The sequence below is a fragment of the Arthrobacter sp. 05L417 genome, assembly GCF_056397865.1.
Map to the genome: position 1 here is coordinate 24,555 of NZ_JBFTOG010000048.1, position 12,671 is coordinate 37,225.

Annotated in this window: 15 protein-coding genes; 13 read left to right on the plus strand and 2 right to left on the minus strand. The window is 62.9% G+C overall.

Annotated features, from left to right (window positions below; genetic code table 11):
• Positions 1-164 precede the first annotated feature (164 nt).
• From AC1DJW_RS23895 to AC1DJW_RS23910, 4 genes are all read left to right on the plus strand, one after another.
• A complete protein-coding gene (locus AC1DJW_RS23895) occupies positions 165-1,793 on the plus strand; it encodes an ATP-binding protein (RefSeq protein WP_390280738.1) in 1,629 nt (542 codons plus the stop codon).
• On the plus strand, positions 1,790-2,461 hold the full coding sequence (locus AC1DJW_RS23900; protein WP_390280740.1) for a response regulator: 672 nt from the start codon (positions 1,790-1,792) through the stop codon (positions 2,459-2,461). Before AC1DJW_RS23895 ends, AC1DJW_RS23900 begins: the two co-directional genes overlap by 4 nt.
• A gap of 94 nt (positions 2,462-2,555) precedes the next feature.
• A complete protein-coding gene (locus tag AC1DJW_RS23905) occupies positions 2,556-3,038 on the plus strand; it encodes an SRPBCC family protein (protein ID WP_390280742.1) in 483 nt (160 codons plus the stop codon).
• Positions 3,035-3,352 carry an ArsR/SmtB family transcription factor gene (locus AC1DJW_RS23910; RefSeq protein ID WP_476902699.1) on the plus strand — a complete coding sequence of 106 codons (318 nt, stop codon included), beginning with the start codon at positions 3,035-3,037 and terminating at the stop codon, positions 3,350-3,352. Before AC1DJW_RS23905 ends, AC1DJW_RS23910 begins: the two co-directional genes overlap by 4 nt.
• A 20-nt stretch (positions 3,353-3,372) precedes the next feature.
• Here the strand turns inward: AC1DJW_RS23910 and AC1DJW_RS23915 are convergent, their stop codons facing one another.
• Positions 3,373-3,687 (minus strand): hypothetical protein, encoded by a 315-nt coding sequence (locus AC1DJW_RS23915; RefSeq protein WP_284755960.1) that lies wholly within the window; start codon positions 3,685-3,687, stop codon positions 3,373-3,375.
• A 117-nt stretch (positions 3,688-3,804) separates the two neighbouring features.
• On the opposite strand from AC1DJW_RS23915, the gene AC1DJW_RS23920 reads away from it, so the two are divergent.
• From AC1DJW_RS23920 to AC1DJW_RS23960, 9 genes are all read left to right on the plus strand, one after another.
• Entirely contained in the window at positions 3,805-4,623 is an 819-nt protein-coding gene (locus tag AC1DJW_RS23920) for a COG4705 family protein (protein ID WP_284755961.1), read from the plus strand.
• A gap of 173 nt (positions 4,624-4,796) precedes the next feature.
• Complete coding sequence (locus AC1DJW_RS23925) at positions 4,797-5,957, plus strand: extracellular solute-binding protein (RefSeq protein WP_284755962.1); 1,161 nt, start codon at positions 4,797-4,799, stop codon at positions 5,955-5,957.
• Positions 5,954-6,916 carry an ABC transporter permease gene (locus AC1DJW_RS23930; protein WP_476902700.1) on the plus strand — a complete coding sequence of 321 codons (963 nt, stop codon included), beginning with the start codon at positions 5,954-5,956 and terminating at the stop codon, positions 6,914-6,916. Before AC1DJW_RS23925 ends, AC1DJW_RS23930 begins: the two co-directional genes overlap by 4 nt.
• Positions 6,916-7,767, plus strand: a complete 852-nt coding sequence (locus tag AC1DJW_RS23935) for an ABC transporter permease (protein WP_476902701.1) — start codon at positions 6,916-6,918, stop codon at positions 7,765-7,767. Before AC1DJW_RS23930 ends, AC1DJW_RS23935 begins: the two co-directional genes overlap by 1 nt.
• Before the next feature lie 31 nt (positions 7,768-7,798).
• Positions 7,799-8,878 (plus strand): ABC transporter ATP-binding protein, encoded by a 1,080-nt coding sequence (locus AC1DJW_RS23940; RefSeq protein WP_476902702.1) that lies wholly within the window; start codon positions 7,799-7,801, stop codon positions 8,876-8,878.
• Positions 8,875-10,422, plus strand: coding sequence for an inositol monophosphatase family protein (locus AC1DJW_RS23945; RefSeq protein ID WP_476902703.1), 1,548 nt, complete (start codon positions 8,875-8,877; stop codon positions 10,420-10,422). The genes AC1DJW_RS23940 and AC1DJW_RS23945 overlap by 4 nt, the downstream gene beginning before the upstream one ends.
• Positions 10,403-11,254: a DUF6454 family protein gene (locus tag AC1DJW_RS23950; RefSeq protein WP_476902704.1), complete on the plus strand. Its 852-nt coding sequence runs from the start codon at positions 10,403-10,405 to the stop codon at positions 11,252-11,254. The genes AC1DJW_RS23945 and AC1DJW_RS23950 overlap by 20 nt, the downstream gene beginning before the upstream one ends.
• A 56-nt stretch (positions 11,255-11,310) precedes the next feature.
• A complete protein-coding gene (locus AC1DJW_RS23955) occupies positions 11,311-11,487 on the plus strand; it encodes a hypothetical protein (RefSeq protein WP_236815494.1) in 177 nt (58 codons plus the stop codon).
• A 143-nt stretch (positions 11,488-11,630) separates the two neighbouring features.
• Positions 11,631-11,933 carry a DUF4193 domain-containing protein gene (locus AC1DJW_RS23960; protein ID WP_059388261.1) on the plus strand — a complete coding sequence of 101 codons (303 nt, stop codon included), beginning with the start codon at positions 11,631-11,633 and terminating at the stop codon, positions 11,931-11,933.
• 105 nt (positions 11,934-12,038) lie between these two features.
• Here AC1DJW_RS23960 and AC1DJW_RS23965 read toward each other — a convergent pair.
• The coding region (locus AC1DJW_RS23965) for an HNH endonuclease (protein ID WP_476902705.1) at positions 12,039-12,671 on the minus strand (633 nt) is incomplete at its 5' end.

Genomic DNA, 12,671 nt, shown 5'->3' on the forward strand with positions numbered 1-12,671 from the left:
TCGTGAAACAAGATCCAGCCTTGCCGTCAACACTAGGGACGCGACGGTACTGGCAGGGAGTCCCTGTCAGTACCTCTCTCAGGAGAGATAGTAGCCGTGAACTTTGTCACATAAGCTACTAGGAGAGTAGGAAGAGGTTGGCGGTGCACCCAGAGTTGCGTGGCTTGCGATTTTTCGGCGCGCGCTGGAAGGCCCGGCCCCTTGCCTCCCAGATCCTGGTGTGGTTGCTCTGCATCCTCTTTGTGACAGTCACGTTGGGCGCGCTTCTTTACACCCAGATCAGCAACCAGACCCTCGAAGACCAGTACCGGCTCCGGGCGCTGGGAATCGCCACGACGGTGGCGCAAATGCCGGAGATCGTGACGTCCTTGGGGAACGGAGATCCCACGCACTCGATTCAGGCGATTGCGAGCAAGGTCCAGTCCCAGGCCCAGCCGGACTACGTCGTGGTCACCGACCGGAAAGGTGTCCGGTACTCCCACCCGAATCCAAACCTCATCGGGCAGACCTTGGAAGAACCCGTCGCCGTCCTTGACGGGCAGACCCATGTCGGAATCGACAAAGGCAGTCTCGGTGACTCGGTCAACGCCAAGGCGCCGGTGCGCGCGGCGGACGGGACCGTCGTCGGGCAGGTCTCGGTGGGAATCCTTGAGACCACGGAAAGCAGCGAGCTCACCAAACAGGTGTTGCTGATTGCCGGTTATTCAGCAGTGGTGCTGGTGATCAGCGCCATGGGTTCGGCCCTGCTGGCGCGCAGGATCAAACGGGTCACCTTCGATCTCGAGCCGGTGGAGATCGCGTCCCTGCTGCAAGAACGCGAAGCCCTGCTGCACGGCATCCGTGAAGCGATGATCGGGTTCGACGACGACGGCCGGGTCACCGTGATCAACTCCGAGGCGCGCTCCCTGCTTCACCTGGAAGAAAACGTGCTGGGAGAGAAGATCGAGGATCTCCTGCCTGCCGGGAGGCTTCGTTCCCTCTTGACCGGCCAGATCAGCGGTTCCGACCAGATCGTGATCACCGAGGACGCCTTGCTGGTGGTGAACCGGATGTCCGTTGCCTTGGCTGGAAGGAGCATAGGTTCGGTGGTCACATTGCGCGACCGCACCGAGGTTGAGGGCCTGGTGCGTGACCTTCGCTCGGTCGAAGGCCTGATGGAAGCTTTGCGCGCACAAGAGCATGAGTACGCCAACCGTCTCCACGTGGTGGACGGACTGTTGGAACTTGGAGACGTGGACCAGGCCCGGAATTTCGTATCGCGGATTTCGGACACCTCGCGCTCACTTGGCGAAGGACTGCGCTCGCGGATCGAACCGCCGGAGCTCGCGGCCCTGCTGCTCGCGAAAATCACCGTGGCCGCTGAGCAGGATGTCGAGATATCGGTGACTGACGACTCGCAGCTGCGCCAACCGTTCCTCGAAACGCAAGCGCTGCTGACGATCGTCGGGAACCTGCTGGACAACGCCGTCGAGATCCTCGCCGAGCAACCCGCGCCCCGTGAGGTGACCATCCAGCTGGACGATTCCTCGGGCATTTTCATCTGCGTGACCGACAACGGGCCCGGCGTTCCTGCAGAATTGGTGGGCACGATCACCGCCGACGGATTCACCACCAAGGAACCGCGGCCGGGGATGCGACGTGGGATAGGCCTTGCACTCGTGAGCCGGATCGTTCACCGTGCAGGAGGCACCATGGATGTTTTCCCGGGCCCCGGGGGACGCTTTGAAATTTGGTTGCCGGAACCGCACATGGAATCCGAAACCACCGTCATGACAGGAAAATCGATCGAATGATCCGCACCTTGGTAGTCGACGACGACTTCCGCGTAGCGCGCATCCACGCTAGCCGCGTGGCCAAAATCGAGGGATACGAATGCGTCGGCGAGGCCCACACCGCGGCGGAGGCCAGGGAAGCGGTGCAGCGGCTCAAACCAGACCTGCTTCTCCTCGATGTCTACCTTCCAGATGAAGATGGAATCAGCTTGCTGCGGTCCCTTCAGGGAGCCGGCGAAAAACTCGACGCCGTCATGATCACTGCCGCCCGGGACCTTGAGACCGTAAGGGCTGCCATGCGTGGGGGAGCGGTGTACTACCTCGTCAAACCGTTCGGCTTCGAGCAACTGCAGACCCAGCTCGAGGCCTATCGGCGCTGGCGGCAGGAGGCGGAGTCCCGGACCGTGGCCGATCAGGCGACCGTGGACCAGCTCTTCAGCCTGCGCCGGACGGCTCCCCCTGCCAAAGGACCCCGGCGCCTGCCACCCACCATGCAAAAAGTCCTCGACATGGTGGTTCACTCCACGGAGCCTTTGGGGGCCTCGGAGATTGCGGGCACCGTCGGCATCAGCCGCCCCACGGCCCAGCGCTATCTCAGTGAACTCGAACGCAAGGGACTCGTTGACCTGCATTTGGCCTACGGTTCGACGGGGCGACCCGTGAACACGTATCTGCCGCGCAAGGGTTGAGGACCGACGGTCGCGATCTGCAACCTAGGGGTTGCTCTTTCGGTGAGTTAATGCAACCCTGTAGTTGCAGTAACTGACTGAAAGGAACAGAATCATGACTATGACTGCAAACCAGGCCTCCGTCGTCGACGCGGGCGAATTCACCGTGAGGCGCACCATCACCATCGCGGCACCAATCGAGAAGGTTTGGGCCGCGATCACCGAGGCCGAGCACATCGCGCGGTGGTTCGGACAAACCGCCGTCCTCGACGAGGTCGCCGTCGGCGCCCGCGGTGTCTTCTCTTTCGAAGGGTACGGTGCCTTCCCGGTCCTGATCGAGGAGCTCGACCCACCGCGAATGATCGCCTACCGCTGGAGCAATGACGACGCACGCGGTACGCAATCGGCCGAGGTCGACCCTGACCACTCGACCGTATTCCGCTTCACGCTTGAAGCGCTCGACGGCGGAACGCAGCTCACCGTCGTCGAGACGGGCTTCGACACGACGAGCGATCCGGCCTTCAACATGGAGAGCCACCGCCAGGGCTGGGACTCGGAACTCGACGAACTGGCCGCTTATGTCGAGGGTGGGTCGTGACAACGAGCACCCTGGTTCCAGTGTTCGCCGCGCTCGGAGACGAGACGAGGTGGAGCATCCTGGCTGCCCTCGGCGAAGGCGACGCATCGGCGTCGGCCCTCGCCGGGCGGCTCCCGGTCACCCGACAAGCGATCGCCAAGCACCTCGCCGTGCTGCAGGAGGCCGGACTCGTTGAATCGCTGCGCGTCGGTCGTGAACTGCGCTACAGGGTGCTCGGCTCGCAGCTAAGCGAAACGGCGCGCAGGCTCGAGCGCATCGGCGCCGAGTGGGACCGCCGCCTGGTCGCGATCAAGCGGATCGCGGAAGGGTTGTAGTTCTTCGACAACGGGGTGGGCTAAGTCGAGCGCCGGTTACGCGCTTGGTGCGCCAATTGGATGAAGCCATAGACGAAGGCGGCCTCGATGAGGACCATCAATCCGAGCCACAGCAATTCGCCGGTGCCGATAAAGTCGATGATCCCGACGAGGACCAGAATGGTTCCGAGGACCAGCGTGTAGACGGCGAAACCAAAGGCCACCCTTGCGCTCCGCACACCCGTCTGGAAGCCAAAACCCAAAGGTTCTCCTCCCGGGTAGCCCTGGACACGATCGTGTCCCGCGGGCTTGAGCCTGTCGAACTCGTCCCAAGGATCCTGATCCTGATCGGCCATAGTTCCATTATCCCGCGAATCGGGCGGGGTTGCTTGGGGGACGCGTTGCCGTGTCAGCCCGCCGCGCCGCGTGTCATATTCGGGAAACGCTCGGGAAAGCCATGAACAATGAGGGCCATGATGCCCGAAGAACTCACCGCTAGCCCGCGGGCCAAGGACACTGTAGCTGTTGGCGATCAACTGCAGAACGCCGTCTCCCGAGCCTCTGCCTCGAAAGTACCCGAGGTAACCGTCTTGTTCTGGGTAGTGAAGATCCTCACCACCGGGATGGGCGAAACGACATCCGATTTCCTTGTCCACCGCTTCGAGCCCGAGATCGCTTTGGGCCTCGGGTTCGCGGCACTGGTGATTTCGCTGGTCCTGCAGTTCCGTGTGCGCCGGTACATCCCCTGGGTGTATTGGACCGCCGTCGCGATGGTCAGTGTGTTTGGGACCATGGCTGCGGATGCCGTCCACGTCGGGCTTGGCGTCCCCTACCTGGCGTCGACCCTGTTCTTCACCGTGGCGCTCGCCGTCGTTTTCCTGCTCTGGCACCGGAGCGAGAAGACCCTCTCCATCCACAGCATCACCACCCGGCGTCGGGAGTCCTTTTACTGGGCTGCGGTGCTGACAACCTTCGCGCTCGGTACGGCTACCGGAGACCTGACTGCCTACTCGCTGGGCTTGGGCTACCTCGCCTCGGGCATCATGTTCGCGGTTGTCATCGCTATTCCGGCACTCGCCCATTGGCGTCGGCTGTTGGCGGCGATCCCGGCCTTTTGGTTCGCGTACATCCTGACCCGTCCATTGGGGGCGTCCTTCTCCGATTGGACCGCCGTTACCCCTGACCGAGGGGGACTCGACTGGGGCACCGGCCCCGTCAGCCTGGCCCTCGCCGCGGCGATAGCCGTCCTGGTCACGTTCCTGACGATCAATTGGAAGCGAGCCCGCAAGTAGGGCGATCCGGTACCGCTCGGTTTCACCCGGATGTTCGCATGTCCTGACATATTTGCGTGAATTCTGTTTCCGGTTAACCACGGATTCATTGCCCATGACCCACTCCTTCACCTTGCCCTTGGAAGGTAGTTCCTGCACTTGGGGGACTTTTCGGTTCAAGATGAAGGAACACCATGACCAACCGCTTTCTAGCAGCGGCCGCCGTCGCCGTTGTTGCAGCCACCGCTGTGACCGGCTGCGCCCAAAGCAGTACCGCTTCGGCCCAGAACAATGGCGCCAGCGCATCCCCGGACAAGACGATCACCGTATTCATCAGCGGGGACACCAACGTCCAGAACCTGTGGGAGAAGAGCCTCGTTCCCGCCTTCGAAAAGGCCAACCCCGGCTACAACGTGAAGGTCACCCTCGATCTGCACGGCGAGCACGATGCCCAGACCCTGGCGAAACTGACCAGCGCCACGGAGCAGAACAAGGAACCTGATTTCGACCTCGTGGATGGCGGTTTTGTTTCCAAGGCCTCCGCAGCCAATCTGCTGACGTCCGTAAGTTCCCAGACGATTCCGGCACTGAACGATGTCCCGAAGGACGTCATCAAGGCCGGCGGCACGGGTGGCATCCCGTACCGCGGCTCCGCAGTGCTCCTGGCCTATGACACCAAGACGGTTGCCTCTCCGCCGAAGACCCTTGACGATCTGCTCGCCTGGATCAAGGCAAACCCGGGCAAGTTCACCTACAACTCGCCCAAGTCCGGAGGATCCGGCGGTGCATTCGTTGCCACCGTTTTGGACAAGTTCGTCCCTGCAGACGCCCGCGCCAAGATGACGGTGGGCTACGAGAAGGACCTCGAGAAGTACTGGGACCAGGGCTTCGCGACGTTGAAAGACCTCAACTCGTCCGTCTTCCAGAGCGGTGTCTACCCCAACGGCAACCAGCAGACCCTTGACTTGCTCGCCAAAGGACAGATCTCCATGGCTCCCGTATGGTCTGACCAGTTCATCACCGGCTTGACCAACGGCCAGATCCCGTCCACCGTGAAGGCCACCCAGATCAGCAACCCGTCCTTCACCGGCGGTGCGGCGTACCTGGGCATTCCCAAGTCCTCGCCCCGACAGGAGGCCGCGCTGAAGCTTGCCAACTTCGTACTCTCGCCGGACGCGCAGACCATGATCATCAAGGAAATGTCCGGTTTCCCGGCCATCAGCCTGGACAAGCTGCCGGCTGATGTGAAGGACAAGTTCAAGGACGCAGACACCAACAACCTGCGTAAGGGCTACTTCGACCAGATGGGCAAAGACCTGAACAACCTCTGGGACCAGAAGGTTCCCGGCCAGTGACAACCACGCTTCACAAGCCGGCGGAACTGCAACAAACAGTTCCGCCGGCTGGTGCCACGCGCCCCAAACGCCTGGGCCAGCGCGCCGTCGGGTTCTTCATGGCACTGCCGCCGATCCTGTTGATTGCGATCTTCGTCGGCTTCCCGATCGTTCTCGCCTTCGGGTTCAGCATCGGCCTGACCGGCGGGTTGAACCACACCATCGCCACCATTGGCCAGAACGTGCACGAGGCAGACGCCTGGTGGGGGACCCTCGCGGCGTACCAAGAAATGTTCACCAACAAACGTTTCCTCGGAGACCTCCTGGTCACCGTCTTCGTGACGCTGGTCAGCACGGCAACGGTCATCTTCCTGACCTTGGGCATTGGGCTCTACCTCAAGCTCAAGGGCGGTCGAATGGCCCGGCTCCTCTCCGGACTGGCGATCGTGCCGCTCTTCATCCCGGTGGTCATCGCTTCATGGGCCATCTTGACGTTCTACTCCGGCACGGGTTTCCTGCGGAGTGTCTTCGCGCTCTTCGGGGTTGACTTCCCCGTGTGGGCTTTCACCATGGTGACGGTCATCATCGGCTCGGTCTGGACTTCACTGCCTTTCGCTGTGCTCATGGTCTCCTCCGGGCTGCAGTCCGTGCCAAACGCCATGATCGAAGCAGCCCGCGACGCCGGTGCCGGCTCCTTGCGCACGATCGTTTCAGTGATCGTTCCCATGGCCGCCGTTCCCATCATCATCGCGACGACGTTTACTGCGATAGGAATTGTTGGATCGTTCACGGTTCCGTACTTCACCGGGCCCAATTCACCGAACATGCTCGGAGTGGACATGTCCAACTACTTCTCTGCCTTCAACCAGCCCCAGCAGTCGGCCGTCATGGCTTTCACGGTCTTCCTGATTGCCTCCGGAATCGCAGCCCTCTACGTGTGGGCAAACTTCCGTTCCGCCAAGGAACAGGGGAAGGCCTGATGGCTATTACCGCTGCTTCCCGCACCCGCAGGCCGCTCACGCTGGACTCGATTGTCCGGAGTGCCCTGGTGGGCCTGTTCGTGGTCCTCATGGTCGTTTTCATCCTTGGCCCCCTGCTCTGGCTGGGCGTCCGCGCCTTCGCCGGCAATTGGACCTTCCCCAATCTCCTTCCCGATGACTGGACGCTGCGTTGGTGGCAAGTGGTGGTCAACGACGGCGCGCTCGGCATCGCGGTGCAGAACTCCTTGTTCTTCGCCCCGCTGACCGTGCTCGTGTCTGCGATCATTTGCTTGCCCGCGGCCTACGCTTTCGCCCGCTTTGATTTTCCCGGACGCAGATTCTTCCTGATCAGCCTGTTCGCGACCAACGCTTTTCCCAAGATGGGCTTGTTCGTTACCCTTGCGGCGCTCTTCTACGCGTTGAACCTCATGAACAGTGTGTTGGGAATCCTGGTGGTGCACGTGCTGGGCACGGTGGTCTTCATGACGTGGATCCCGGCGGCAGCGTTCGCTGCCGTGCCGCGCAACCTTGAGGAAGCAGCCCGCGACGCCGGAGCCTCCACATTGCGCGTGTTCGCTTCCGTGACGCTCCCCATGGCCCTGCCCGGGATTATCGTCGCGGCCGTGATGTCCTTCCTTGCGTCCTTCGACGAAGCACAAGGAACGTACTTGGTGGGTGCGCCGGCTTTCATGACCATGCCAACCCAGATGTACAGCCTCGTGCTGAACTACCCCACCCAGGTGGCTGCCGTCTTCTCGATCCTGCTGGCCATTCCCTCCGTAGCCCTCATGCTCGCGGCGCACAAGCACATCCTCGGCGGCCAGCTCGCCGAAGGCTTCCAGATCAAATAGCGCACCGCGCTCAATGTCAGACAGAGAACCCATGACAATCCACGAACCATTGACTAAACCACCCGTCAGCCCCACGAAGCCGGGCACCCCGGCGTCGGGCGGCGGCCTCACCATCCGCGGCCTCCGCAAGATCCTCGGCGGCCGCACCGTCATCGACAACCTCGATCTGTCGGTGAAGGAGGGCGAACTGGTCTCCTTGCTGGGGCCCTCCGGCTGCGGTAAGACAACGACGCTGCGCATGATTGCTGGCTTCCTCGAGCCGGACTCCGGCTCCATTGAGGTGGAAGGCCAGGAGGTCTCGCACCTCGGAGCGGAGAATCGCCCGAGCGCCATGGTGTTCCAAAACTACGCGCTGTGGCCCCACATGACAGTGGCCAAGAACGTCGGCTTCCCGCTGAAGCTCCGCAAAATGTCCAAGGCCGAAATCAAGGACAGGGTGGAAGCCGTCCTGGAGTTGGTCAGCCTTTTGCACCACAAGGATTCCAAGCCCGCCCGCATTTCCGGTGGCGAACAGCAACGCGTGGCCTTGGCCAGGGCACTCGTCCAGGAGCCGAAGCTGTTGCTCCTCGACGAACCCTTGAGCAACCTGGACGCGAAACTGCGTGTCAAAGTGCGCGAAGACATCCGCAAGATCCAGCAGGAGCTGGGCATCACCACGGTCATCGTCACGCACGACCAGGAAGAGGCGATGTCCATGTCCGACCGCATCGCCGTGATGAATGCGGGCCGGATCGAGCAATACAGCACTCCGGAAGCGCTCTATGCCCGCCCGGAAACCGAGTTCGTGGCCACCTTCATCGGCAGCATGAACCGTCTGGAAGGCTCGCTCAAGGACGGACTCATCACCGCGGGCCCGGACGTTCTCGGGATCCGACCCGAGGACGTCATCCTGGCAGACGCGCCGTTCGCAGGTGCCGTCCCGGCGACCGTCGAGAGGGTGGTCCCGCGCGGACACTTCCAGGAAGTGTACGTGCGCAGGGCCGACGCCGTGCTCCGCAGCTTTGTCAGCGGTGAACCCATGCGGCCTGGCCAACAGACGCATGCGGGGATCGGCAAGGCCATGACCTTCCGGGACGGACGCCTGGTAGGAGAGGCAGGTGCCGCACTGTGAGCAACACGATCGACACCAAAAGGACCCGGGCCGCGGCCCATCGGGGCGACTCCAGCAAATACCTGGAGAACACTTTGCCCGCCATAGCGTCAGCCATCGACGCGGGTGCTGACCTCGTGGAAGTGGACGTCCGGGTAACGAAGGACGGGCAGGTGATCCTGCTCCACGATGCCTCGCTGCTCAGGATCTGGAGCCTCGACGCCGACGTTGCGGACGTCGACTATGACCGCATCAGGCAACTGGGCGCCGGCGAGGAACGTATCCCGCTGCTTTCCGAAGCCCTCGAACTTTTCCGCGGCAGCCGGTCAACCTTGCTCATCGACATGGACGAGGCCGGCCCCGCAGAGGCGGCTGCCGCCGTCGTACGCGAAAGCGGCATTGAAGTGGCTTGGTGCGGGAACCTGGACGGAATGCGGATCATCCGTGCCCTCGACCGGGACGTCCGGATCTGGCTCCCCTGGAGCAAGAGGATCGCCCCGCCGGAAGAGCTGCTCGCCGAACTGCGTCCCGAGTTCGTCAATTCCGAGCACGTGGTCCTCAGCAAGGACATGGTCGAGCAGATCCACGCCGCGGGAGCAAAAGTTGCGTGCTGGACCGTGGACGACTTGGAAACCATGCGCTGGGCATTGGGACTCGACGTGGATTCGATTACGAGCAACCAACTGGACCTGCTGCAAAGTGCCATCGCCGAAGACCCGCAGGCATGGGTATCAGCTCAGGCTCCCGGGGGACTGGCCGGAGACGAGGTTCTTGAGTCCCGGAAAGTCGCGTTGGAGCTGGCCGAATGGGCCGTCGGATACATGCGCGACGCCGATCGCGGCCAGGTCTCAACCAAGGCGCACCCCGCTGATCTGGTCACGGAAGTCGATGTCGCCGTCGAGCGTCACGTCCGCGAGGTGATTGCGGCCCGCCTTCCCGGCCACACGGTGGTTGGCGAGGAAATGGGCGGAGTCGCCGTGCCCGGCGCACCGTGTTGGTACCTTGATCCCGTCGACGGGACCACCAACTACGTGAACCAGATTCCCTGGACGGCGTTCTCACTTGCCTTGGCTGTGGACCGCAAACCCGCGGTGGCCGTCGTCGCAGATCCTTGGCGTGGCGAGATTTTCGAAGGGTGGGCCGGGCACGGTGCCTGGCTGAACGGGAAGCCGCTATCGCTGGCTCCCGCGGGAGTTTCGACGGCGGCCCTGGCCGGAACCGTGGTGGCGACCGAACTCGCCGGGCACTTGCCGTGGCCCGGAATGCTGGAACTGCTCGCGGAGCTCGGCGAGCGGCACAGCATCATGCGGATCATGGGATCGGCGACCATGACGGTGGTTGGCGTAGCAGCCGGGCGTGGCGCGGGGGCAATCATCGGGAGTTTCAGCCCGATCGACCACCTGGCGGCGACGCTCGTTGTTCAAGAGGCCGGAGGCATCGTCCTCAATGCCGAAGGCGAGATGGACACGTTCCCGGAACAAGGCGGAGTGCTTGCGGCCCGTCCGGAATACTCGGCCGAGCTTTACGAACTGTGGCGCCAGGCAAATGACGACGCGGGCAACTGAGCTTCTCTCCGACGCCGTTTCCGCGATTGACCGGCGGAGCCGCTTCGAACTGCTTGGGGAGATCCTCCTCGACTTTCCGACGCACCACCCGCAGGGCATGGCGTTCGCCAAGGGACTGACCTTCTTGTCGTCCGTTGAGATCCTCGATGCGCCGCGCCCTGAGGCGGATCCGACGCTGCGCACCCCCGGGCGGGGGAACGGGCACGTGTTCGTCCTCGGGCCGGACGGTGCGCTGCTTCGCGATATTCCTGTGGGCGAGGACGCGGCGTATCACCCCGGTGGTATCGATTTCGACGGCGACCACGTGTGGGTTTCCGTCGCCGAATACCGGGCCGCGAGCAGAAGCATCATCTACACGATCGATCCGGACACCTTCGAGGTCCGCGAGCGGTTCCGCGTGGAGGACCACATCGGTTGGATCGTCCGCGATCCCGGATTGGACTTGGTGTTCGGCGGAAGCTGGGGTTCCCGGCAGCTCTACACCTGGGACACGGAAGGCCGCCTGCTGGACGCATGGGAGACCCCCGGCCATTTCGTCGACTACCAGGATGCACAGCTCCTCGGTCCGGGACTCCTGCTGTGCAGCGGGATTTCCCTGTTGCCGCAGGTTGATGGTGGTGTCCTTGAACTCGGAGGACTGGCCCTTGTGGAACCGCTGCGGCAAAGAATCAAACGGGACGTGCCCATCAGCGTGTTCAGCGGTGCCGGTCACGTCATCACCCGGAACCCTGTCATCGTCACCGCGGATGAATCCGGGCTGTTGATTCACGCGGCGCCGGATGACGGTTACGACGACGGCGGTACGCGGATACTGAGCTTCAGGATCATTTAACACAGCCGTGACAGACCGGAAACGGGTCCCGAACCCGGCCTCGATAGCGTGGCCGCATGATCGTATCCATCATGTCCAAGGTGAGCGCCTGGATCGAAGCTGCCTACTTCTACGACGCCGCCGAGCTGGGGGCCTCCGGAGCCACTGAAACCACCCGCTACGGCTGGCTCCCGGCGCTCAGCGGTGTGGCCATCGCCGACGCCCAAGCGCGGAAAATCCGCGCTGCGGAGTAGCAAAAACCCCGGGATTCCGGGGTTCTTACGTGGCCAAATGTCTTGTTGAACACACTATTCGTTGATGGCGTGTAGCATGCCCTAAACTGCTTCACTGAGGTGCCTGAAATGGCACTATGCAGCAACGAAAGTGAACCACAACAATGGCTACCGATTACGACGCCCCACGCAAGACCGAAGAAGAGTCTCCCGCCGAATCGCTCGAGGCCCTTCAGGCGTCGCGCGGCTCCGGTGCCCAGACTGCTGTCATCGACATCGACGAGAACGACACAGCCGAGGGCATCGACCTTCCGGGCGCCGATCTGTCCGGCGAAGAACTGACCGTCATCGTTGTCCCGGAGCAGTCCGATGAATTCACGTGTTCATCGTGCTTCCTGGTCCGTCACCGGTCGCAGATCGCGCTGGAAAAGAACGGCCTCAAGTACTGCCGCGACTGCGAAGGCTAAACCCGCACGCAAAGCAGCCCCGCTCGACTGGAACAGGCAACGCCAAACGAGTCAGGTGGGGCTTTTGCGTGCCCGCGGGACTCGACGCACTTGCGGCGCGCACCCTTAGGCGGCTTGTAGTTTGGCGGGTTGGGCGTATTTAAGCGCCTTTGCATGGTGTCGGAGCTTGCGTCGGTGGTGCCTGGAATCTGGCGCCGCCGTGGTCATGGATAGCCCGGTTCCTGGCAGGGGTGGGGCTGTTGACCGGTAGCGGTGTCCGGTGGGGGTGCGGATGTCGAGGACATGCCGTGTCCCGTGCTGGGTTGTTGCTGCTCCGGTTTGTGCTGTCCAGCCGGGGAGTTCTTTGGTGTGGTTGCATGCTTCGCACAGGCCTGCCCCGTTCGCCAGGCTGGTGGGTCCGCCGTCGTGCCAGGGGATGATGTGGTCGAAATGCCTGATCGGCGCGTCGCAGTACGGGGTGCGGCAGGTGTCGTCGCGGGCCTGGATGAAGCGCCGCAAGCCCGCCGGGAATAAGCGCGCCCGCGAATCCACCCCGACGAGCTCTCCGGTTCCGGGGGCCATGAAGAGGCGCCGGAGCCAGACCTTCAGATCCTGATCCTGGGCGGACTGGCCGGGTTGGTGGTTGTTCCCCGTGAGCATTGTCCGTGCCCAGCCGGCGGGGACGATGCCGTAGCCGGGGAGCCGGGCGGGTTCGCTGTCGCCCTGGAAGAGTGTCCTGTCGGTCATGACGAGCTGGAC